The following is a 22,152-nucleotide window of genomic DNA, read 5'->3' as shown; positions in this document are numbered from 1 at the left end:
TTCCCCTGGCGATCAACATGGACTCCAGACACCGCGTGCACCCTGCTCCACCCAAGCGCGAAGCTTCGGTGTCCGATGGCCGTGTACTGCTGGACGCCGGGCTGTTGAAAGGGCTGCGCAAACAACATGGCCTGAGCCAGGAGACCCTGGCTGAAGCCTGCCTGAACCGGCACCTGTGCGTATCCATCGCCTCCATCAAACGCGCCGAAACCGGCAAACCGGTGCTCTACCGCACGGCCCGTCACCTGGCGACGGCCTTCGATGTCGACGTGAGTGCGTTGTTGGGCGCTGCTGTGTCGACGATGCTGGTGGAGATCGAGCAATCGGTCACCGAGTTGCATGAGAAGGCCCTGGCACAACAGACGCTGAAACAAGCCGACGACGCGGTCATCCGCTACGTGCTGGAACTGTCTTTTGCCATCGAGGGGGTGCCCGAGGTATTGGCGGACGACATCGAACGCCTGGTCCGGCAGTTCGGCGGCGCAGCCCCCGTCATCGCCCAGGATGTCGTCATCGCGCGGTTCGGCTCACCTCAAGCCTATCGCAGCGACAGCGAACGTGGCCTGCTGTGCGCACTGGCGCTGAGCCGGGAGCAATTCGTAAAGCCGGGGCACGCCTTGTTGCTGCGGCTAGTGCGCCTGGGCAGCGAAACGACAATGCCGGAGGGCGATGCAATCCTGCTGGCGCAACAGCCGTTGTCGGATCGACACGGTCACGCACCGGTGTATGTCGCGCAGAACTTGCTGGAACAACTCGCTTCGCGCTTCGAGTTTTCCTCCACCGATGAGGCCTTTGCCGCCTATCGAAAGTGTCGGCGCCTGCGCAGCCTCGACGAAAACGCGCCCCGACCGTTGGTGGGACGGGCCGTTGAATTGCTGCAGTTCAAGGGCGTGATCGAGGCCACCCACGAGTGCCAGGACGGCCATGTGGTCTATGTGCGCGGCATGGCGGGCATCGGCAAGACACGGCTGGTCAGCGAGTATTTCGACATCGCCCGGCAAAGCGGTTTCGCTTGTCATCGTGCCGATGTGCTGGACTTCGGCATGGACAACAGCCTCTGGCCGTTGGGGCAGTTGGTGGGCAGCTTGCTGGGTGTCGCTGGCGCTACGTCGATCAATGCTTCGCAGTTGGAGGCCGGGTTATCCCGCCTGAAAGTGGCGCCCGAACATTGGATGTTCCTCCAGGTCCTGACGGCTGTTTCATCCGCCGAGCCGCCCGCGTTGTATGCAGCGATGAGCAGCCCGGCTCGCACACAGGGGCTGCTGCTCGCCTTGCTCGAGGTGCTGCGGCGAATGGCGGTGCAGCAGCCCTTGCTGATTGGCCTGGAGGACCTGCACTGGGGCGACGCTCCATTGTTTACGCTGCTGGGCAAACTGCTCGATGCCACGGACGACGCGCCCATCGTCTGGCTGCTGACGTCCCGCCCCGAAGGCGACCCGCTGGAAAACGCAATCCGAGCGCACGCGAACACGCCCATGAGCGTGCTCGACATCGCGCCGATCCGCGCACGGGAGGCCTCCGCCCTGGCCGCTCAGTTCATTGATGTCGACCCGCATTACCGCGCCGATTGCGTCATCCGCGCCCAAGGCAACCCGTTGTACCTGACGCAGTTGCTGGCGAGCCAGGAAGGTACTTTTCCCGACAGCCTGCGACACCTGATCCAGACCCGTTTCGACAAGCTGGCCTCGCACCAGCGTCGCGCCCTGCACTACGCTGCGGTGCTGGGCAATCGCTTCGAACTGACGCTCTGGCGCGAGGCACTTGGACAACCTGACTATCTGCCGACGGCGGACATGCGCCAAGGGCTGCTGCGCGAAGTCGAGCCGGGAAACTACCTGTTCGTCCATGACCTGGTCATGCATTGCCTTTACGACGCGATCCCCGACGTGCTGCGTGAACAGTTGCATCGGACGGTAGCGAAGCTCTACCGCGAGCGCGACCGGGTGCTCCATGCCCAGCATCTGCTGCGAGCCAAAGACCCGGCAGCGTTCGATGCGCTGCTGGCGGCCATGGACGAAAAGCGCCTCGCCTGCCAGTACGACAGCGTGCTCGCGCTGGCACATCAATGTGCGGTGTTCGGCGAGCGCACCCACGGCAGTTTTTCCCTTGCGTTCTTGTGCGGCCAAGCCTGTTCAGGCCTTGGCCAGACGGCGCAAGCGCGGGAGCATTTCCAGCGGGCGCTGGCATTGGCGGAACAGCCGCAGGACCGGATCGAGTCGGCGCTGGGCCTGGCGGCAGTCCTCAATACCCTCGAGTGCCTGGACGAAGAAGAACGCCTGATCGAAGACATGCTGCCCGTTGCCCAGGCCCTGCGCGCCCACACGGCACTGGCCCGGCTGCATCAGTTGCACGGCAATATCTACTTTCCGCGCGGAGACTATGTCGAGTGTCGCCGCTTGCACGAAGAGGCGCTCTCCTTTGCGAGGATCGGCGGGGATCTGGAAACCGAGGCCAAGGCCCTGAGCGGGATCGGCGACTCCTACTACGCCCAAGGGCACATGCAGACCGCCTACGAAGTCTTCGACCAATGCGTGCGCCTGTGCGAGCGCCATGGGTTGGTGGACGTGGAAGCGGGCAATCGCAGCGCCCGCGGCTCGGCGCAGTTCTACCTGGGCCAGCCGCACCTGGCGTTGCGCGACGCCACGGAGGCCATCGAATGCAGCCGCAGGATCGGCAACCATCGGGCGGAAGTGTTCTCGCGCCTGACCGCCTCCTGGGTGCTGGCGGCAAGTACTCAGCAGGCGTCGGCAGAGCAGCAACTGACCTGTGCCCTTGAACTGGCGCGCAACCTGGGCGCCAGCCGTTTCGAAGCGATCCTGCTGGAAGGGCTGGCACGGGTGGCCTTGCACCAGGGTGAACGCGAGCTGGCGCAGACGTTGATCATGGGCGCAGCAAGCCTGGTTGAACGCTTCGACTTGCACCGCTACATCGGACCCTGGATCTACGGCAGCCTGGCGATGATGGTCGACGATCCGCAGCTCAGCGAACAGGCGCTATTGAAGGGCGAAACTCAACTCACCCAAGCGTGCCTCGCCCACAATACCCTGCGCTTTCGCGTAGCTGCCGCTGAAACCTGTCTGCTGGCGGGGAACATCGAACAGGCAATCCGGCATGGACAGCAGATGGCGGTACTGCCCGAGTCCGCGTCATGCGCGTGGGTCAATCATCATGTGCGGCTGATCGACGTGGCAGGCCAGTGGTTGCGGGGCGATCAAACGAAGGAGGAGCCGTTGAAAGGGCTCCAACGCGAGGCGCAGCAGATGGGATTCGCGGCAACGATGCCGCGATTGCGGCAGTTGCTGGACGCTCAGTGACGCAATGCGTGGTCCGTGGCAGCCGACACACCGTCGTCGGCTGACATACCGCCATCGCGAGCAGGCTCGCTCCCACAGGGACTTGTGGTGAATACAAATCTCTCGCCTACACAGAACCATTGTGGGAGCGAGCCTGCTCGCGATGGCGTTGGGTCAGCTTGCATCAATGTCGGACCGCCGCCATCGCGAGCAAGCTTGGCTCCCACAGGATTGGCGTTGCTTGGCCTAAAACCGGCTGACATTTCATCCCAGCCCGGACATATACCGCAAAAGTCCTTTCATTGCCGGCCATGAACGCCCACACCAGAATACCCCGCCCTACATAATGGCAAGGATTGCAATGCGCTTGATAAGAAGTGCGGACAAGGGCATCGAACAGACCGAGCCCCCGCACTCCGCGGCTCGGATGGTGAATGACGCGTTGATGCGCGGCAGGCACACCATCGATGGGCTGGACCAGATTGGAAGCCTGGCCCGGATCGCCAGCGACAGCGAGATTGTAGAGGCGATCAGCAAAGGTGACCTGCTGTTGATCAAGCCACCTACAACCGGCTCGGGGGGCGGCTGGATGCCCCGCCCATCGCCAGTACCTGAACCGATCCATATAGTCCAGGATCATTGGCCGCCCCCCAAACCACGCGAAGACCAGGTGTTCGCCAAATCCTGCATCGCTGAAAACTGGTGCCAAACGAACGCCGGGACGACCATCGAATCGGCCTCCAACTTCGGGCGGATAATGGTGGCGGGAGCAATGCTTCTACCGTCCTCCAGTACCGCCATTGCCTCGGCGCTCGGTGCCGATCTGGCGCTGGGACGCCTGGCCGGTGGCGGCATCCTGCAGCAACGCCTCAACTGGCTGGTACGCGGCGCGGGCGGACCGGCCAGCGTGTTCGTCCTGGGGATGCTACCGGTCAAGATGGGAGACGGCACACTTCATACCGACGAGCAGTTGCGCAACATGAGCCACGCGCCTACACGGGTGCGCTTTCAGTTTCGCCGGGACCCAGACGGCGTGTTGCAGGTTTACGGTATCCATAGCGGTGCCGCGGGCGACGATTCGGTTCGCACGGTGCAGGTGACATGGAACGCCGATAAAACCGCGATGGAGGCCAAGCTGAATGGCATCACCCTGTTATGGACACCTCAGCACGGGCCCCTCGGATCGATTCCGCCGCTGATCTATCCCGGTGACATGGGTAGGCGGCTGGGCACCATTCTCGTGCATCCCATACCAGCGGATGTCGACAGTCAGATAGAGGGGCTGCCGGGGGAGGACATTACCACCGACGACTGTATTCTGGTTTTTCCGGCGGATACGGGGTTGAAGTCGCTGTATGTGGTGTTTTCAAAACCCGCTCCGGGTGACCATAAATATTACCCTCCCCCCAAAGTACTGAGTGCGTTCCCAGACGCCAGGATTGCCCCTCGAAAAACGCTCATAAAAGGCGGAGGAGGTCTTCGGAAACGATGGAGGACGAAAGACGGGACTATTTTTGAATGGGACAGCCAGCACGGAGCCGTTGAAAAATATAACAAGCGAGGGAAGCACCTAGGGGAATTCAACCCCGAAACAGGTGAGCAAACCAAAGATGCGGACGACAGCCGCGAGGTAGAACCTTGAAGTACATCATTGAAGCGTTCGATAAGGAATCTGACTTCCTGGCATTCGAAATCGAATTGCCTGAGGGTTGCGATTCGCAGCTTGCACAAATCATGGGCTGGTCAGCAGCACAGCGTGGTGATGAGGGCTACAACCTTAACGCCAACCAGGCAGCGGCCATTGAAGCATTGGTCGGCAGGCAGTTTTACGACGCAGACCATCTCTTCCAGCTTACCTGCAACATTGACTGAAAAATTGGTATGCGGTACTGAAGTACGGCACCAGACCTGTGGGAGCGAGCCTGCTCGCGATGGCGTTGGGTCAGCTTGCATCAATGTCGGACGGACCGCCGCCATCGCGAGCAAGCTTGGCTCCCACAGGTTCCGTGTTTGCTCGGGCATCTTTGCTTCCGCTCCGTCGGCATCTCATCTGGTATCGCCTTTCTCCCGTGATAACCCAGCCGCCAAGGCCTATGCTGACCCAATCCCCGCGACAGGCCGCTCGTGATGATCCAATGCAAACGCGCCTACGAAGCGCCCGCCCTCGACGATGGCCAGCGCGTGCTGGTCGACCGCCTGTGGCCGCGCAACTGCCGCAAGGACGCGTTGAGCATCGACGCATGGCTCCAGGACGTCGCTCCATCCCCTGAGCTGCGCAAGGCATTCAAGGGCGGTGAGATCTCCTTCGATCAGTTCAAAACGGCTTATCGCCAGGAACTGGGCGCGCAACCGCAGCATTGGTGGAAGCTGGTCGATATCGCCTGCAATGGCACCCTCACCCTGGTCTGCGCAGCCCGATCGCCCCTCGAAAACAATGCCGTGGTGCTGGCCGAATGGTTGGAGGATGAGGTGGAAAAACGGGCGCAAATGAGTTCGCCTGCGTGTTACCTGCCTGAGTTTCCGGGCCACTGAACCCGAGGCGACGCCGAAGGTTTTTCCACACTACCGGCCCCCCGAACTCACCACGCAAAGCCTTGCGACATCTCTATCTTCAGCTATAGCTAAGTCTTTACTGTGCGTTTGAGTGAGGCAGGGATGTCAGTCACCGAGAAGATGACGGTGATGCAATTGACCATGCTGACCGCCGTGAACATGCTCGGCTCAGGCATTGTGTTGTTGCCCACCAAACTCGCCGAGGTCGGGGGCATTTCTATCCTCTCCTGGCTGGTCACGGCCACCGGTTCATTGGCGCTGGCCTATTCGTTCGCCCGCTGCGGAATGCTCAGTCGCAAGACCGGTGGCATGGGGGGCTACGCCGAATATACCTTCGGCAAGGGCGGCAACTACATCACCAACTACACCTATGGCCTGTCGCTGCTGATCGCCAACGTGGCGATCAGCATTACCGCCGTAGGCTACATCCAGGAACTTCTGCAGGTCCGGCTGGATGCCCTGCAAGTGGGGCTGGCGACCATCGCGCTGTTGTGGATCACCACGCTCGCCAATTTCGGCGGTGCGCGGATCACCGGCCGGATAGGTTCGGTCACCGTGTGGGGGGTCATCGCGCCGGTGGCGCTTGTCTCGACCATCGGCTGGTTCTGGTTCGACAGCAGTGTCTACGCTGCCGGCTGGAACCCGCATGACAAGAGCTGGTACGACGCGGCGGGGGCTTCCGTGGCGATCACTTTGTGGGCCTTTCTCGGCCTGGAGTCGGCGTGTGCCAATACCGACGCTGTGGAGAATCCCGAGAAGAACGTACCCATTGCGGTGCTGGGCGGCACGCTGGGGGCAGCGGCGCTCTACATTGTCTCAACCAACGTGATTGCCGGGATCGTCGACAACCCCGAACTGGCCGCATCCACGGCGCCGTTCGGGCTGGTTTTCGCCAAGATGTTCACCCCGTTCGTGGGCGATATCGTGATGGGATTGATGGTGCTGGCCTGCATCGGTTCGTTGCTGGGATGGCAGTTCACCATTGCCCAGGTCTACAAAAGCTCGGCGGATACCGGGTATTTCCTGCCGATCTTCGCCAAGACCAACAAAGCCGGTACGCCGATTGTCGGCATGCTGGTGCTGCTTGCCGCGCAAACGGCACTGGGCCTGCTCACCATCAGCCCTGACCTGAGCAAGCAGTTCAACATTCTCGTCAACCTCGCGGTGGTCACCAACCTGGTGCCCTACATCCTTTCGATGGCCGCGTTGATGACCCTGCAAAAAGTGTCCAACGTCCCCGCCGGCAAGGCCTTGGTCACCAACATCATTGCCTGGGTAGCGGCGGCCTACAGTTATCTCGCGCTCTACAGCTCGGGCGAACAGGCGTTGATGCTCGGTGGCGTGGTGATCCTTTTCGGCTGCACGTTGTTCGGCTTCATCAACACCCGCCTCATTCGCCTCGAAGCGCTCAATAACAGTGCGCCGACGCAAACCGTCAGCGCACAACATCCAGAGGCGAGCCAGTACCTGTGAACCACTTGAATAAAGCCACTTCGGGGGCCTGCCATGACGGAAAACAAGCACACTCTGGGGATGCTCACCCTGCTGGTCAGCAGCCCGCCGGATAAACGCACAGTCTTCGGTCGTGCCCTGCTTCAGCTGATCAGCGACGTGGAGCAACGGGCCATCAGCCTGCTGGTGTCGGAATCCCTGAGCGACGCCACGTCGATCCTGAATTCGGACCCGGCGATTCAATGTGTCCTGCTCAGTTGGGAAATGGACGACAGCGAGGACCATGACGAGTGCATCAAGCTGCTGACCAATCTGCGTGAACGCAACACCCGGGTACCGGTCTTCCTGATCAGCGATCGCAGCAGCGCCTCCAGTATTCCCCTGGTGGTCATGCAATACGCCGACGACTTCATCTGGCTGCCGGAGGACACCAGCCGTTTCCTCAGCGGGCGTGTCCTGGCAGCCATCGAGCGGTATCGCAAAGCCTCCCTGCCACCGATGTTCGGTGCTCTGGTCAGGTTTGCCAGTTCCTACGAATACTCCTGGCACACTCCCGGACATGCAGGCGGCACAGCGTTTCTCAAGAGCACCGCAGGTCGGGCGTTCTACGAGTTCTTCGGGGAGAACCTGTTGCGTGCGGACCTGTCCATTTCGGTCGGGGAGCTGGGCTCGCTGCTGGATCACAGTGGTCCCATCGGCCAAGGTGAGCGCTATGCGGCCAAGGTGTTCGGCGCCCATCGCACGTACTACGTGACCAACGGTTCCTCGATGTCCAACCGCGTGATCCTGATGGCCAGCGTCACCCGCAACCAGATCGCCCTCTGCGACCGCAATTGCCACAAGTCGGCCGAGCATGCGATGACCCTGTCGGGCGCGCTGCCCACCTACCTGGTCCCCACCCGCAACCGCTACGGCATCATCGGCCCGATCCTGCCGCAGACCCTGAGCGCCGAAGGGGTTAAAGCGGCCATTGCGAATAACCCGCTGGTCAAGAAGGGCGTCGACCCGAAACCGGTGCACGCGATCATCACCAACTCCACTTACGACGGCTTGACCTATAACGTCACCCGCGTAGAAGAACTGCTCGGACAAAGCGTCGACCGCCTGCATTTCGACGAAGCCTGGTACGGCTATGCACGTTTCAACCCGCTGTACCGCGACCGCTTCGCCATGCATGGCGACCCCGACGATCACGACGACTCGAAGCCAACCGTGTTCGCCACCCAGTCGACACACAAGCTGATTGCTGCCTTGTCCCAGGCCTCGATGATTCATGTGCGCAATGGCCGCAACCCGATCGAACACGGGCGGTTCAACGAGTCGTTCATGATGCACGCCTCGACCTCGCCCAACTACGCGATCATGGCCTCCTGCGACGTCAGTTCGGCCATGATGGAAGCACCGAGCGGGCAGATTCTGACCAGCGAATCCATCGAGGAAGCCGTCGCGTTTCGCCAGGTTCTGTCGCGCATGCACAACGAGATGTCGAGCAAGCACGAATGGTTCTTCACCTGCTGGCAACCGCCGTCGGTGCGCGTTGGCGCCAGCCAAATGCCGTTCCATGCAGTCGATCCGGCGCTGCTCAAGACGGACCCGAGCTGCTGGGTGTTGCATCCGAACGAGGTCTGGCATGGCTTCGGCGATATCGAAGAAGGCTATTGCATGCTCGACCCTATCAAGGTCTCAGTGTTGAGCCCCGGCATGGGGGATGATGGAAACCTGCTCGACTTCGGCATCCCGGCCTGCGTCCTGACGGCCTACCTGGAGCATCAGGGCATCGTGGTCGAGAAGACCACCGACTTCACCATCCTGTTTCTCTTCTCCATCGGCATCACCAAAGGGAAATGGGGCACCCTGGTCAACGCCCTGCTCGACTTCAAGCGCGACTATGACGAAAACACCGAGCTGGAGCTGTGCCTGCCGGACCTGCTGACCGCCAACCAGCAGCGCTACGCCGGCATGGGCCTCAAGGACCTGGCCGATGAAATCTTCGCCGCGATGAAAAAGACCAAGACCACCTCCACCATGGCCCAGGCGTTCGGCACGTTGCCCAAGGCCGTGTTCAGCCCGGTGCAGGCCTACGAAAAGCTGGTGCGCAACGACGTCGAGCAAGTGACCCTGGAGGACGCAGCCGGACGCATCGCCGCCACCGGCATCGTGCCTTACCCACCCGGCATCCCCTTGTTGATGCCGGGGGAAAACACCGGCCCCGCGGATGGACCGTTGCTGGCTTATCTGAAAGCACTGGAGAGCTTCGATAGGTCCTTCCCCGGCTTCGCCCATGACACCCATGGGATCGAAGTGGAGAACGGCGTCTATCGTTTACTGGTATTGACGTCCGGTGGGACGGATTTCGAGTGAGGGTAGGCGCCGATTACTGGCGCCCTCTCTCCCAGCGGGTCCTGAGGTCAAGCCAGGAGATGCCGGGAGATCACCTTCGAGATCTCGACGATCCCTGTCTTGCCGGTGAACTCGAACTTCACCTTGCCCAGGGATGAGAAGTAGATCTCCAGCTCGGAATCCAGATCGAAAGTGCCGGACGTTTCGACCGAGTAAGCCACGATGTTCTTGTATGGCAGGGAGGTGAAATCCTTCTTGCTGCCGGTGATGCCCTGTACGTTCACCGCGATGATGCGCTTGTTGGTGAAGACCACCCCATCGCGCATGGATTTGTAAGCGTCGATGACCTGCTCGCCGTCCAGCAGCAGGGCCGTGACACGTTCGGCATATTCGTCGTTCTGCTTGAGTTTGAAGAAGCCTTTGTTGTTGAAGTCGATCATCCGTAAATCCTTCGAGTTGAAAAGTATTCCAGGTCACCCGGCCAGTGGAGGCTGGCGGATGGGATTCTGAGGCTGTTGAAGCGAATCTCACAAGGACTGAAAGAGGACTTCCACCGGCAGGCGGTTTTCTGCCTAGACTTGCAACTGTCCCAACGTGCGTTAGGGTTGAATGAGCCCGCACGATAAATACAAAAATAACGAGGTATCCCCACAATGTTCAAACCAATCTGGAAAGCACTCGTCTGTACCCTCGCCCTCAGTGCATTGAGCACGGCCATGGCGGCTGATCCGGTCATCATCAAGTTCTCTCACGTGGTGGCCGAACAAACGCCCAAGGGCCAGGGCGCGTTGCTGTTCAAGAAGCTGGTGGAAGAACGACTCCCGGGCAAAGTGAAGGTGGAGGTCTACCCCAACTCCTCGCTGTTCGGAGACGGTAAGGAGATGGAAGCCTTGCTGCTGGGCGATGTACAGATGATTGCGCCATCGCTGGCCAAGTTCGAGCAATACACCAAGAGCGTGCAGTTGTTCGACTTGCCGTTCCTGTTCGACGACATTTCTGCCGTGGACCGCTTCCAGTTGAGCCCTGATGGGCAGAAGCTGCTCAAGTCCATGGAAAGCAAGAACATCACCGGGCTGGCTTATTGGCACAACGGCATGAAGCAGCTGTCGGCCAACAAGCCGCTGCGTGAACCCAAGGATGCCCGTGGCCTGAAGTTCCGGGTACAGGCCTCGGCCGTACTGGAGGAACAGTTCAAGGCGGTGAACGCCAACCCGCGCAAGATGAGTTTTGCCGAGGTGTACCAAGGCCTGCAGACCGGCGTGGTCAATGGTGCGGAAAACCCGTACTCGAACATCTACAGCCAGAAAATGCATGAAGTTCAGAAGTACATCACCGAATCCAACCACGGTGTACTCGACTATATGCTGATCACCAACACCACGTTCTGGAACGGCCTGCAACCCGATGTCCGTGCCGAACTGGACAAGATCATCAAGGAAGTCACCACCCAGGTAAACAAGGAAGCCGAACAACTGAACCAGGACGCCAAGCAGAAAATCGTCGACGCCAAAACCACCGAAATCATCACGCTCACACCTGAACAGCGTGGCGAATGGCGCGACAAGATGAAACCGGTGTGGAAGAAGTTCGAAGGCGACATCGGTGCCGATCTGATCAAAGCGGCCGAAGCCTCCAATAAAGCTCAGTAATGGGTTGGCCGGTGCTGCCGCCCTGGCAGCGCCGGCTTGTCATCCCCTGCAGGAGATGTCCTCCATGAACGCTTTTCGGCGCATCTGGGAACACTTCGAGGAAGGTTTCATTGCCTTCCTTCTGGCCGCCATGACGTTGATCACTTTCGTCTATGTGGTGCTCAACAACCTCTACAGCGTCTTCTACAGCATCGGCGACAACTGGTCTGCCGTCAGTGAACCGGCGTCCGCCATTGGCGACGGCATCATGAATCTGGCCCAGGCCATGACCTGGAGCAGCTCGCTGACCAAGGCGCTGTTCGGCTGGCTGATCTTTTTCGGCTTGTCGTATGGCGTGCGCACCGCCGGGCATATCGGCGTCGATGCGCTGGTGAAACTGGCCAGCAAGCCGGTACAACGCTTTATCGGGGTGATCGCCTGCCTGTTCTGCCTGACCTACGCCGGACTGCTGGCGGTGGCAAGCTATGAATGGATCAATACGTTGATGATCGCGCAGATCGGCGCCGAGGATCTGGGTCAATTCGGCATCATGCAATGGCACATCGGGTTGATCGTACCGGTGGGTTTTGCCCTGGTGTTCATCCGCTTCGCGGAAATCCTCGTGCGCATCCTGAGAAATCGTCAGACAGGACTGGGCCTGGCCGATGAAGCGGCGGAGGCCATCAAACTGACCGAGCACGAGGAAGACAAGCCATGACCATTGCCTTCCTGTTCGTGGCACTGTTCGTGCTGATGTTCATTGGCGTGCCTATTGCCATCTCGTTGGGGTTGGCCGGCTCGCTGACCATTATTTTCTTCAGCCCGGACTCGGTACGCTCCCTGGCGATCAAGCTGTTCGAAACGTCCGAGCACTACACATTGCTGGCCATTCCATTCTTCCTGCTGGCCGGCGCGTTCATGACCACCGGCGGCGTGGCGCGACGGCTGATCGACTTCGCCAACGCCTGTGTCGGCCACATCCGCGGCGGCCTGGCGATTGCCGCGGTACTGGCATGTATGCTGTTTGCGGCACTGTCCGGCTCAAGCCCGGCAACGGTGGCGGCGGTCGGCTCCATCGCCATTGCCGGCATGGTGCGCTCGGGTTATCCACAGGCATTCGGTGCTGGCATCGTGTGTAACGCCGGGACACTGGGAATCCTGATTCCGCCCTCGATCGTGATGGTGGTGTATGCCGCCGCGACCGAAACCTCCGTGGGCAAACTGTTCATGGCCGGCGTGATTCCCGGGGTGCTGCTGGGCGTCGTGCTGATGATCGCGATCTACATCGTCGCCGTGAAAAAGAACCTGCCGGCCCTGCCCCGGGCAACGTTTCGCGAGTGGCTGTCTGCGGCACGCAAAGCGCTGTGGGGCCTGCTGTTGATGATCATCATCCTCGGCGGGATCTATTCGGGGATGTTCACTCCGACCGAAGCGGCTGCGGTGGCTGCGGTGTATTCAGCGTTCATCGCCTTGTTCGTCTACAAGGACCTCACGTTCCGTGAAACGCCGAAGGTGCTGCTGGAGTCGGCCAAGCTGAGCATCATGCTGATGTTCATCATCGCCAACGCCATGCTCTTCGCCCATGTGCTGACCACTGAGCAGCTTCCCCAGCAAATCACGGCATGGGTGATCGATGCCGGGCTCACGCCCGTGACGTTCCTGCTGGTGGTGAACATCGTGCTGCTGGTTGCCGGCGCGTTCATGGAGCCATCGGCAATCATCCTGATCCTGGCACCGATCCTGTTCCCCATCGCCATGCAATTGGGCATCGATCCGATCCACCTGGGCATCATCATGGTGGTGAACCTGGAGATTGGGTTGATTACACCGCCGGTGGGTCTGAACCTGTTCGTGACCTCGGCGGTGACCGGCATGTCCTTGCCTGCCACCATCCGCGCGGCCATGCCATGGTTGATGATCCTGCTGGCGTTCCTGGTGCTGATTACCTATGTGCCATGGATCTCGCTGGTGTTGCCGAACTGGTTGGGGATGAGTTGATTCAACCAGGCTCAGTGACCGAACTGCCGATCGACTGTGGGAGCAAGGCTTGCCCGCGATAAAGACGCCTCGGTTCCAAGATCAACGCGTTGACTTCATCGCAGGGGAAACTGGAGTTCTGGAGTTGGAGCGAATATGAAGGCCGGGCGGGATCACCGAAGTCCAGATGGACGACTGGCGACATTTCAGTAGCATTTAGCGACTTTGCCTGGGCGCGGGGAGCAGCCCGGTCGTTGCGGTGACGGGCTACGCGCAGCACGTCGCCGATCAGATCGGCGCCCACGTCACGTCACGGTTCGTAGCGCTTGGCGCCGACTCTACCGGGACCTCTTTGCAAACAGTGGATAAGCACTGGATCGTGGTGCTGGCGCTGCAAGCGCTGGCTCAGGAAGGTGTCATCGAACAGGCATGCGTCAAACAGGCAATGAGTCGTTACCTGCTGCAATGAAACCTGGTGGCGTATGTGGCTAATTCGCGCTCATTTCGTTCGACCGCTGCTGCGCGCGGCATTGGCCGCACGCTCCAGCGCTTGGCTGAAGACCCGCTGCTGGTCGTCGTCGAATTGTGACAGGAACAATTCGTCCACCGCTCCTTCGTAGATTTTCCACATCTTCTTGCGCAGCACTTTTCCGCTCTCGGTGATGGCGGCATACGCACCTCGGCCGTCGTCGCTGGCGCGGCTGCGGGTCACCAGGCCTTCCGCCTCAAGGCGGTCCACCAGGCGGGTGAGGTTGTAGCGTTCGATGGCCATGACATCGGCCAGTTCGTTCATGCGGCGCGCGCCATCCGGGCCGCTTTCCAGGCCCCATAAAGCGTCGTACCAGGCATAGGCAGGCAACCCGGCAGCCGCCAGTCGACGCTCGATTTCGCGGATCAGGCAACGGTGGGCCCTGACGAATCTGAACCAGGTATCCGGCTCGCTGGAAGACATGCAACACCTTTTTCAAGAAATCGATTTAGTTGCAATTGTAGCGCGCGGCAGGCTAAGTTCTCGCATGTAGTTGCAACTGCAACTACAAAATTCTCGAAGGTTGGCGTCGACCCACGCCCCTTAGTCAGGCACCAAACGACTCGGTGCTGCTGCACTGTCCAGGAGACGACAACGATGGCACAACAATCCATGTTTCTCGACGAGGATCCACAAGAGACTCGCGAATGGCTCGAATCCATTGAATCGGTGGCGAGTGTCGAAGGGCGCCCTCGCGCCCACTACCTGATCGATCAGATGCTTGATTTCGACGCCAACCGCCACGGTGATTTCTACGGTCGCGTGACGACACCCTACGTCAATACAATCCCGGTCGACCGCCAGCAACCTTACCCCGGCGACCTGACCGTGGAGCGCAGGATCAACGCCTACATCCGCTGGAACGCGCTGGCCATGGTGCTGCGCGCCGGCAAACATTCGAACGTGGGCGGGCACATCGCGTCCTACGCGTCGGCGGCGGTTCTGTACGACGTCGGCTTCGAACATTTCTTCCGTGGCCGCACGGAGCAGTTCGCCGGTGACATGGTGTACATCCAGGGCCACTCCTCGCCCGGCATCTATGCACGCGCCTATCTGGAAGGACGCCTGAGTGAGGATCAGTTGGATAACTTCCGTCGCGAGACCGACCGCGATGGCGTTTCGTCCTATCCGCATCCACGGCTGATGCCGGACTTCTGGCAGTTCCCAACGGTATCCATGGGGCTTGGCCCCATCACAGCCGCATACCAGGCGCGGTTCATGCGTTACCTGGAAGATCGCGGCCTGAAGGAACACCAGGGTCGCAAGGTCTGGGCCTTCCTCGGTGACGGTGAAATGGACCAGCCGGAATCGCTGGCGGCGATTTCCCTGGCGGGTCGGGAGAAGCTCGACAACATCATCTTTGTCGTCAACTGCAACCTGCAACGCCTGGACGGCCCGGTGCGCGGCAACAGCAAGGTGATTCAGGAATTCGAAAGCCTGTACCGGGCGGCCGGCTGGAATGTAATCAAGGTGATCTGGGGCAGCGGCTGGGATGCCCTGCTGGAAAAGGACAAGAGCGGCCTGCTGCGCCAACGGATGATGGAGTGCGTGGACGGCGACTACCAGAACTACAAGTCCCAGAACGGCGCCTATGTGCGCGAACACTTCTTTGGAAAGTACCCCGAGCTGCTGGAACTGGTCAGCGACTTGAGCGATGACGATATCTGGAAGCTGTCTCGTGGCGGCCACGACCCGGAGAAAGTCCACAACGCCTATGCCGCCGCCATGCGCCATACCGGCGGGCCGACCGTCATCCTGGCCAAGACCGTGAAGGGGTTCGGCATGGGCGAAGCCGGTGAAGGCCAGAATATCAATCACCAACTCAAGAAAATGGGCGACGACGCGGTCAAGGCGTTCCGGGATCGGTTCGGACTGGACCTCACCGATGACCAACTGGGCGACATGCCTTACCTCAAGCCAGCGGCGGACAGCGTCGAGGCCCTTTACCTGCAAGCCAGGCGCAACCAATTGGGTGGCTACATTCCGGCACGCTTCAATGCCGTAGCACCATTGCAGGTTCCCCCTTTGTCGACCCTGGACACACAGCTCAAAGGCACTGGCGAACGGGCAATCTCCACCACCATGGCATTCGTGCGCATCCTCGGCACGTTGCTCAAGGACCCGCACATCGGCAAGCTGATCGTGCCCATTGTCCCGGACGAATCACGCACCTTCGGCATGGAAAGCCTGTTCCGCCAGATCGGTATTCATTCCCACGTGGGCCAGCTGTATACGCCTCAAGACGCCGGCCAGTTGAGCTATTACAAAGAAGCCCGGGATGGCCAGATCATGCAGGAGGGACTGAACGAGTCCGGCGGGATTTCTTCATGGATTGCCGCTAGTACGTCCTACAGCACCCACGGCGTTATGACGGTGCCCTTCTACATCTTCTATTCCATGTTTGGCTTCCAGCGCGTCGGCGACCTCGCCTGGGCGGCAGGTGACGCTCGTGCCCGTGGCTTCCTGCTCGGCGCCACCTCCGGCAGGACCACGCTAATGGGTGAGGGCCTGCAACATGACGATGGTCACAGTCATGTGCTGTCGTCGACCATCCCGTGCTGCGTATCCTATGACCCTACCTACGCCTATGAGCTGGCCGTGATAATCCAGGACGGCATGCGGCGGATGTATGCCGAAAACGAAGACATCTTCTATTACATCACCGTGCTGAACGAAAACTACGCCCATCCAGCGATGCCGGAAGGCGTTGAGCAAGGCATCCTCAAGGGCATGTACCGGCTCTCGGCGCCTGAAAAAGCGGTCGAAGGCAAGCATGTCCAGCTGATGGGCTGTGGCTCGATTCTCCAGGAAGTGGTCGCAGCCGCTCAGTTGCTGGAACAGGACTTTGGCGTCAGCAGTGAAGTCTGGAGCGTGACCAGCCTGACCGAATTGCGTCGCGACGGGCAGGAAGCCGAACGCTGGAACCTGCTGCATCCCGAGCATGCGCCGCGTATCGGTTATGTGGAAAATTGCCTGCAGGACAAACAGGGCCCGGTGGTGGTCGCGACTGACTACATGAAGATATTCGCCGACCAGATCCGCCCATTCGTCCCCAATCGCCGCTTCGTGGCCCTGGGCACCGACGGTTTCGGCCAATCGGATACGCGCGAGTCGCTGCGTAGATTTTTCGAAGTGGATCGGCACTTCATCGCCCTCGCGGCGTTGAAGGCCCTGGCCGACGACGGAAAAATATCCCGGGAAAAAGTAGCCGAGGCGATCAGGCTTTACGGCATTGATCCGCAAAAACAGAACCCTGCAAAGGTTTGAGTCTCAGCCTTGCAGCGGCGCCCTTCAGGGCGTCGCTGTGACCTGTGGGTGCCGCAGCATTCCTGCGATGCTGTGGCTCGGTTAGATTCGGCGGTTGCGCCGGCGATTCCACAAGACCCCGACCACCGCCGCAATGATCACCACCCCGACATTACCGAACAACCAGATTGCAAAGTTACGGCTCTGATCCGCCTCGCTTTCGTAGAACGGCCCAAAGTAGTTGCCGACCGCGATGAAAACCAGATTGAACGCCCCGACGGCCAGGGCAATGATCAGGAGGACAAACAACGTTCCCTTGATGACGTTCATATGACCCTCCAGAACCATATGTCCTTGGAGTCATGGAAATCCGAAAACGTACCTTCGATCGAAAAACCCATCTGTATACGCACGTAGCTCATCCAATCCGTCAGGCGTCGACCATTCCATAAGTCGATGTGGTCACCACTGCGACCGGCAGTGGTTTCATTTGCCCGACGCCAGAAGTCCTTGAAGAAAATAACGCCCTGCTGGCCTTTCAGGGCATCTTCGAAGTCTTCACTTTTGACCGTCTTCATGGGCTGCAAGCCGGGAATCCTGGCGCGGGTCAAGGCGTTGGCGAGCTCTTCGGCGGCCAATATGTGCCCTTCGCTTTTGGGGTGCTGCCAACAATGGCGCACGCTTTTGAGCTGGCTCATGTCGGCACCGGCGCGACGCAGCGCGACGCCGAGGCTGATCGCACATTGGTCGCTGAAGTTCTTGGCGCCCTTGGTTCTACAGGGCGCGGCGTCGCCGAATATCTGCGGATGACTGTTCCATAATTTATCGAATGTAAACATGCTGCCCCTTCCTTAGGTTCCTCGATTCTGACGACGTAGCCTAGCAGACACTCGAACCCCTCACTTGGACGGCATCCTGCAGTCTGCTTTTTTTCCCCTAGACTTGTCGTGGTCCGCTGTACGCCGGGTTTTGAATGAACCCGTACGATAAAGACAAATAAAAAGGAAGCCTGCAATGCTCAAGCCGATATGGAAGACACTCCTCTGCATCCTCGTCCTCAGTGCAGGGGCCACCGCGATGGCGGCAGAACCAATCGTGATCAAGTTTTCCCACGTCGTGGCCGAACAGACTCCGAAGGGCCAGGGCGCGTTGATGTTCAAGAAGCTGGTGGAGGAGCGACTGGCAGGCAAAGTGAAGGTCGAGGTGTATCCCAACTCCACCTTGTACAACGACGACAAAGAGATGGAGGCGCTGCTGCTGGGAGATGTGCAGATGATTGCGCGGTCGTTGGCCAAGTTCGAGCAGTACACCAAGACCGTGCAACTGTTCGACCTGCCGTTTCTGTTTGACGACATGGCCGCGGTGGAGCGCTTTCAACAGAGCCCCGAAGGCCAGAAGCTGCTCAAGTCCATGGAAAGCAAGAACATCACCGGCCTGGCTTATTGGCACAACGGCATGAAGCAGTTGTCGGCCAACAAGCCCTTGCGCATGCCCGATGATGCCCGTGGCCTGGTGTTCCGCATACAGACGTCCGCAGTCTTGGAAGAACAGTTCAAGGCAGTGGGCGCCAAGGCGCAGCCAATGATTTTTTCCGTGGCGTACCAGGCCTTGCGCGCAGGTGTCGTCAATGGCGCGGAAAATCCTTATTCGAACTTCTACAACCAGAAGCTGCATGAGGTGCAGAAATACGTCACCGAAACCAACCACGGTGCGCTCGACTACATGTGGATCACCACGTCCGATTTCTGGAATGGCCTGCCGCCGGACATCCGCAGCGAATTGGACAAGATCGTGGCGGAGGTGACCACCTATACCAACGGTGAGGCAGAGCGGTTGAACCAGCAGGATAAGCAACATGCCCTGGACGCCAAGACCACCGAGATCATTACCCTCACGCCGGAACAGCGCAACGCCTGGCGGGACAAGATGAAGCCGGTATGGGCGAAGTTCGAGAAGGAGATCGGAACGGATCTGCTCAAGGCGGCGCAAGCGGCCAATCAGGTTCAGTGATCGAGCGACCTGTGGCGAGGGGATTCATCCCCGCTGGGCCGCGAAGCGGCCCCATCCAAACTACGAGCACATCGCTCGCTCATGGTTAGGGGGCTGCTGCGCACCCCAACGGGGCGGTGCGACGTTTCGCTAAATCCCCTCGCCACAAGAGCCGTGTCGCTTTGCTGCTCTTGTTCACCCCTCCTCAGTGCCAAAGCGCATTGCGTTATGATCCCCTCCTCGTTCTGAACCAGGGCTTTACCCGCGCATGCCTTCCACTGCTGATATCTCCATCACCCTGCCCCCGTCCTGGTCGGTCCGCTGTTGCGGCGGCTGGAACCCACGCGGTTGGTGATGTGGCTGGTAGGGACGCGGTCGCTGGCGTTGACATTGCAGGTGGAAGGTGTGAGCGATCTGGCGCTGGATACCGAACGCTGCACGGTGGTGCCGGTGGGGCAGCAAGCGTTTGTGCACCTGATCGATGTCCGGCTCGATCATCCCCTGCCCCAGGACGTCGCGCTTGAATACGACCTGCTGGTGGACGGCGCGCCCATCGCCGAATGGGCGCCACACTTGTTGTATGGCAAGGCGAAACGCCCAAGTTTCGTGCTGCACTCGCGTATCGGCCAACTGGTCCACGGCTCATGTCGCAAACCCCATCATCCAGCCAACGACGGTTTGCTCTGTGTCGACCGGCTGCTCGCCCAGGCGCCTGAGCAACGGCCGGCACTGCTGATGATGAGCGGCGATCAAATCTACGCCGACGACGTTGCCGGGCCGATGCTGCGGGCGACTCATGCGTTGATCGAGCGGTTGGGGCTGTTCGAGGAGTGCCTGGACGGTGCGGTGGTGGAAGACAGCGCCCGGCTCTATCGACACCCGGCCAGCTACTACCATCGCGCCGACCTGCTACCGGCCCTGGAAAGCAACGAAACCCTGCGCGAGCGGTTTTTCGGCGGCGCACGCAAGCCGATTTTCACCAGCAGCAGCGCCGACAATCACCTGGTGACCTTCGCCGAGGTCATGGCGATGTATCTGCTGGCCTGGTCGCCGGTGCCTTGGACGTTGATCGACCCGCAGCCACCCGAGCTGACCGTCGAGCGGCGTCAGCGCTACGCGTTGGAGCAGCAACGCATCGATGGCTTCAAGGCCGGCCTGGGTGGTGTGGCACGGGTGTTCGCGCATCTGTCGAGCCTGATGATCTTCGACGATCACGACATCACCGATGACTGGAATCTGTCCGCGCAGTGGGAGGAAACGGCCTACGGCCACCCGTTCTCCAAACGCATCATCGGCAACGCATTGATCGCCTACATGCTCTGCCAAGGCTGGGGCAACAACCCGGATGCGTTCGAGGAGGTGGTTCGCCAGACCGTGGCCCTGAGTGACACGGCACGGGACCGCTACCTGGACAGCGGCCCCCAGGACAAATTGATCGATACCTTGCTGGGCTTCCAGCAGTGGCACTACGTGTTGCCAAGCACCCCGGCCCTGGTGGTGCTCGACACCCGCACCCGCCGCTGGCGCAGCGAACGCAACCTCAGGCATCCCTCCGGTTTGCTGGATTGGGAAGCCCTGAGCGAACTGCAACAGGAACTGCTGGACCACCCTTCGGCGATCATCGTTTCGCCGGCCCCGATCTTCGGCGTGAAGCTGATCGAAACCGTGCAACGGGTGTTCAGTTGGTGTGGTTATCCGCTGCTGGTGGACGCGGAAAACTGGATGGCCCATCGCGGTGCGGCCCAGGTGATCCTGAACATTTTCCGACACTCGCGGACGCCGGGGAACTACGTGGTGTTGTCAGGGGATGTGCACTATTCCTTCGTCTACGAAGTGTTGATCCCCCATCGCAAGGGTGGCCCACGCATCTGGCAGGTCACCAGCAGCGGCATCAAGAATGAGTTCCCGCCGGTGCTGCTGGAATGGTTCGACCGCCTGAACCGCTGGCTCTACGCCCCACGCTCGCCCCTGAACTGGTTCACCCAGCGCCGACGCATGCGCATCATCCCCCACACCCCGGAACATGCCGAGGCGGGTGAGCGCTTGTGGAACTCGGCCGGGATCGGGCAGGTGTTTTTCAATGAGCAAGGCCAGCCCACGCAGATCTACCAGCACAACGCCAACGGCAAACCGCCGACGCGGATGCTGGGGCCGCGTTGACGGTGGGACTTTACCGAGGCCGGTAGACCGCTATCGCGAGCAGGCTCGCTCCCACAGTGGATCTGCGGTGTGCCAGATTCTGTGGAAACGAGCGCCCTCGCCACAGGGCTGGCATCAGGCTGAAAAAAAACGGGGGGCCATGTTTCCATGGCCCCCCGTTTTCAACTGCCGTCAGGCAATCACGGGTACTGCTGGTAAGTCTGCCCTTGCTGCGCCGGTGCCTGGTATTGCTGGCCCGGAATGGCCTTGAGGTTGACTTCGACGCGACGGTTCTGCGCCCGACCGTTGACGTCGGCGTTGCTGGCCACCGGATTGTCCGGACCGGCCCCGCGGGCGCTCAGGTTGGCACCGCTGACGCCCTGGGAAGTCAGGTAGGTCGCCACGCTCTGGGCACGGCGCTGGGACAGGTCCATGTTGTGCTGGCGGCTGCCGGTGCTGTCGGTGTAGCCGACGATTTCGATCTGATTCTGGTTGAACTCCTTGAGGGAGTTGGCCAGGTTGTTCAGCGGCTGGTAGAAGCTGGACGCGATGTTCGCCGAGTCGGTGGCGAAGGTGATGTTGCCCGGCATGATCAGTTTGATCTGGTCGCCCTGGCGCTGCACTTCAACACCGGTGTTGGCCATGCTGGCCCGCAGTTTCTTTTCCTGCTGGTCGGCGTAGTAGCCGTAACCTGCCGCGGAAGCGCCCACGACCGCAGCGCCGATCAACGCGCCCTTGCCACGATTGTTGTGATCGATGGCCGCACCGGCCAGTGCCCCGGCCAGGGCTCCGAGGCCGCCGTACTTGGCGGTCTTGCTCATCCCTGAAGAATCCGTGGAAGCCTGGCCCTGATTGTCATACGGGTTAGGCGACGCACAGCCGGACAACAGGGCCACGGCGGTAGCGACAACGATCAAGCGACGCGAGGTGAACATGGGACAAGCTCCTGGGTTTTCAATCTGATGTGCCAGGGCATGGGCAATCGACTCTGGCTGGCGTTGGAACG

Annotated in this window: 17 protein-coding genes and 1 pseudogene; 13 read left to right on the top strand and 5 right to left on the bottom strand. The window is 60.4% G+C overall.

The window, feature by feature from the left end:
* The first annotated feature begins 17 nt into the window (after positions 1-17).
* From PCOSP_RS04820 to PCOSP_RS04795, 6 genes and pseudogenes are all read left to right on the top strand, one after another.
* The gene (locus PCOSP_RS04820) at positions 18-3,314 is read left to right on the top strand and encodes an ATP-binding protein (RefSeq protein ID WP_464710446.1); all 3,297 of its coding nucleotides are present in this window, start codon (positions 18-20) and stop codon (positions 3,312-3,314) included.
* Between the two features lie 340 nt (positions 3,315-3,654).
* Complete coding sequence (locus PCOSP_RS04815) at positions 3,655-4,935, top strand: colicin E3/pyocin S6 family cytotoxin (RefSeq protein WP_464710445.1); 1,281 nt, start codon at positions 3,655-3,657, stop codon at positions 4,933-4,935.
* A complete protein-coding gene (locus PCOSP_RS04810; RefSeq protein WP_175385495.1) occupies positions 4,932-5,165 on the top strand; it encodes a pyocin S6 family toxin immunity protein in 234 nt (77 codons plus the stop codon). The genes PCOSP_RS04815 and PCOSP_RS04810 overlap by 4 nt, the downstream gene beginning before the upstream one ends.
* A 255-nt stretch (positions 5,166-5,420) precedes the next feature.
* On the top strand, positions 5,421-5,825 hold the full coding sequence (locus PCOSP_RS04805) for a DUF488 domain-containing protein (RefSeq protein ID WP_175361695.1): 405 nt from the start codon (positions 5,421-5,423) through the stop codon (positions 5,823-5,825).
* 123 nt (positions 5,826-5,948) lie between these two features.
* Positions 5,949-7,339, top strand: a pseudogene (gene potE, locus PCOSP_RS04800) (putrescine-ornithine antiporter); the annotation flags it as partial.
* A 13-nt stretch (positions 7,340-7,352) separates the two neighbouring features.
* Entirely contained in the window at positions 7,353-9,659 is a 2,307-nt protein-coding gene (locus tag PCOSP_RS04795) for an Orn/Lys/Arg family decarboxylase (RefSeq protein ID WP_464710444.1), read from the top strand.
* Positions 9,660-9,706: 47 nt separating this feature from the next.
* Here the strand turns inward: PCOSP_RS04795 and PCOSP_RS04790 are convergent, their stop codons facing one another.
* Positions 9,707-10,078, bottom strand: coding sequence for a PH domain-containing protein (locus PCOSP_RS04790; protein ID WP_039592153.1), 372 nt, complete (start codon positions 10,076-10,078; stop codon positions 9,707-9,709).
* A 213-nt stretch (positions 10,079-10,291) separates the two neighbouring features.
* Here PCOSP_RS04790 and dctP point away from each other — a divergent pair, with 213 nt between their 5' ends.
* From dctP to PCOSP_RS04770, 4 genes are all read left to right on the top strand, one after another.
* Positions 10,292-11,287, top strand: a complete 996-nt coding sequence (gene dctP / locus PCOSP_RS04785) for a C4-dicarboxylate TRAP substrate-binding protein DctP (RefSeq protein WP_047699677.1) — start codon at positions 10,292-10,294, stop codon at positions 11,285-11,287.
* A gap of 64 nt (positions 11,288-11,351) precedes the next feature.
* Entirely contained in the window at positions 11,352-11,984 is a 633-nt protein-coding gene (locus PCOSP_RS04780; RefSeq protein WP_175385497.1) for a TRAP transporter small permease, read from the top strand.
* Positions 11,981-13,264, top strand: coding sequence for a C4-dicarboxylate TRAP transporter large permease protein DctM (gene dctM, locus PCOSP_RS04775; RefSeq protein WP_047699676.1), 1,284 nt, complete (start codon positions 11,981-11,983; stop codon positions 13,262-13,264). Before PCOSP_RS04780 ends, dctM begins: the two co-directional genes overlap by 4 nt.
* Before the next feature lie 238 nt (positions 13,265-13,502).
* Positions 13,503-13,712 (top strand): hypothetical protein, encoded by a 210-nt coding sequence (locus tag PCOSP_RS04770; protein ID WP_175361698.1) that lies wholly within the window; start codon positions 13,503-13,505, stop codon positions 13,710-13,712.
* Between the two features lie 30 nt (positions 13,713-13,742).
* Here PCOSP_RS04770 and PCOSP_RS04765 read toward each other — a convergent pair whose 3' ends face one another.
* Complete coding sequence (locus PCOSP_RS04765; protein WP_464710442.1) at positions 13,743-14,195, bottom strand: MarR family winged helix-turn-helix transcriptional regulator; 453 nt, start codon at positions 14,193-14,195, stop codon at positions 13,743-13,745.
* A 174-nt stretch (positions 14,196-14,369) separates the two neighbouring features.
* Between PCOSP_RS04765 and aceE the strand changes: the two genes are divergently transcribed.
* Complete coding sequence (aceE, locus tag PCOSP_RS04760; protein WP_464710441.1) at positions 14,370-17,039, top strand: pyruvate dehydrogenase (acetyl-transferring), homodimeric type; 2,670 nt, start codon at positions 14,370-14,372, stop codon at positions 17,037-17,039.
* Positions 17,040-17,120: 81 nt separating this feature from the next.
* On the opposite strand, the gene PCOSP_RS04755 is transcribed toward aceE, so the two are convergent.
* Positions 17,121-17,348 carry a hypothetical protein gene (locus PCOSP_RS04755; protein ID WP_175361701.1) on the bottom strand — a complete coding sequence of 76 codons (228 nt, stop codon included), beginning with the start codon at positions 17,346-17,348 and terminating at the stop codon, positions 17,121-17,123.
* Complete coding sequence (locus PCOSP_RS04750) at positions 17,345-17,857, bottom strand: type VI secretion system amidase effector protein Tae4 (RefSeq protein WP_047699671.1); 513 nt, start codon at positions 17,855-17,857, stop codon at positions 17,345-17,347. The genes PCOSP_RS04755 and PCOSP_RS04750 overlap by 4 nt, the downstream gene beginning before the upstream one ends.
* A 175-nt stretch (positions 17,858-18,032) precedes the next feature.
* Here PCOSP_RS04750 and PCOSP_RS04745 point away from each other — a divergent pair, with 175 nt between their 5' ends.
* Both PCOSP_RS04745 and PCOSP_RS04740 read left to right on the top strand, forming a co-directional pair.
* Positions 18,033-19,028: a TRAP transporter substrate-binding protein gene (locus PCOSP_RS04745; RefSeq protein ID WP_464710440.1), complete on the top strand. Its 996-nt coding sequence runs from the start codon at positions 18,033-18,035 to the stop codon at positions 19,026-19,028.
* Positions 19,029-19,361: 333 nt separating this feature from the next.
* On the top strand, positions 19,362-21,167 hold the full coding sequence (locus PCOSP_RS04740) for an alkaline phosphatase D family protein (RefSeq protein WP_464711868.1): 1,806 nt from the start codon (positions 19,362-19,364) through the stop codon (positions 21,165-21,167).
* Between the two features lie 179 nt (positions 21,168-21,346).
* On the opposite strand, the gene PCOSP_RS04735 is transcribed toward PCOSP_RS04740, so the two are convergent.
* Positions 21,347-22,081 (bottom strand): OmpA family lipoprotein, encoded by a 735-nt coding sequence (locus PCOSP_RS04735; protein ID WP_024777561.1) that lies wholly within the window; start codon positions 22,079-22,081, stop codon positions 21,347-21,349.
* Between the last annotated feature and the right edge of the window lie 71 nt (positions 22,082-22,152).

The organism is Pseudomonas sp. MAFF 730105 (assembly GCF_055380705.1).
The sequence above is the reverse complement of the archived record's forward strand: the minus strand, read 5'-3'. Positions and strand labels throughout refer to the sequence as shown.

What these genes read in the sequence shown, in the direction of transcription:
- dctP (WP_047699677.1), top strand. Translation starts at nt 10,292, where the DNA reads ATGTTCAAACCAATCTGGAAAGCACTCGTCTGTACCCTCGCCCTCAGT.
- PCOSP_RS04815 (WP_464710445.1), top strand. Translation starts at nt 3,655, where the DNA reads ATGCGCTTGATAAGAAGTGCGGACAAGGGCATCGAACAGACCGAGCCC.
- PCOSP_RS04735 (WP_024777561.1), bottom strand. Translation starts at nt 22,081, where the DNA reads ATGTTCACCTCGCGTCGCTTGATCGTTGTCGCTACCGCCGTGGCCCTG.
- PCOSP_RS04740 (WP_464711868.1), top strand. Translation starts at nt 19,362, where the DNA reads ATGTGGCTGGTAGGGACGCGGTCGCTGGCGTTGACATTGCAGGTGGAA.
- PCOSP_RS04780 (WP_175385497.1), top strand. Translation starts at nt 11,352, where the DNA reads ATGAACGCTTTTCGGCGCATCTGGGAACACTTCGAGGAAGGTTTCATT.
- PCOSP_RS04790 (WP_039592153.1), bottom strand. Translation starts at nt 10,078, where the DNA reads ATGATCGACTTCAACAACAAAGGCTTCTTCAAACTCAAGCAGAACGAC.
- PCOSP_RS04750 (WP_047699671.1), bottom strand. Translation starts at nt 17,857, where the DNA reads ATGTTTACATTCGATAAATTATGGAACAGTCATCCGCAGATATTCGGC.
- PCOSP_RS04805 (WP_175361695.1), top strand. Translation starts at nt 5,421, where the DNA reads ATGATCCAATGCAAACGCGCCTACGAAGCGCCCGCCCTCGACGATGGC.
- PCOSP_RS04820 (WP_464710446.1), top strand. Translation starts at nt 18, where the DNA reads ATGGACTCCAGACACCGCGTGCACCCTGCTCCACCCAAGCGCGAAGCT.
- PCOSP_RS04755 (WP_175361701.1), bottom strand. Translation starts at nt 17,348, where the DNA reads ATGAACGTCATCAAGGGAACGTTGTTTGTCCTCCTGATCATTGCCCTG.
- PCOSP_RS04765 (WP_464710442.1), bottom strand. Translation starts at nt 14,195, where the DNA reads ATGTCTTCCAGCGAGCCGGATACCTGGTTCAGATTCGTCAGGGCCCAC.
- aceE (WP_464710441.1), top strand. Translation starts at nt 14,370, where the DNA reads ATGGCACAACAATCCATGTTTCTCGACGAGGATCCACAAGAGACTCGC.
- dctM (WP_047699676.1), top strand. Translation starts at nt 11,981, where the DNA reads ATGACCATTGCCTTCCTGTTCGTGGCACTGTTCGTGCTGATGTTCATT.
- PCOSP_RS04795 (WP_464710444.1), top strand. Translation starts at nt 7,353, where the DNA reads ATGACGGAAAACAAGCACACTCTGGGGATGCTCACCCTGCTGGTCAGC.
- PCOSP_RS04745 (WP_464710440.1), top strand. Translation starts at nt 18,033, where the DNA reads ATGCTCAAGCCGATATGGAAGACACTCCTCTGCATCCTCGTCCTCAGT.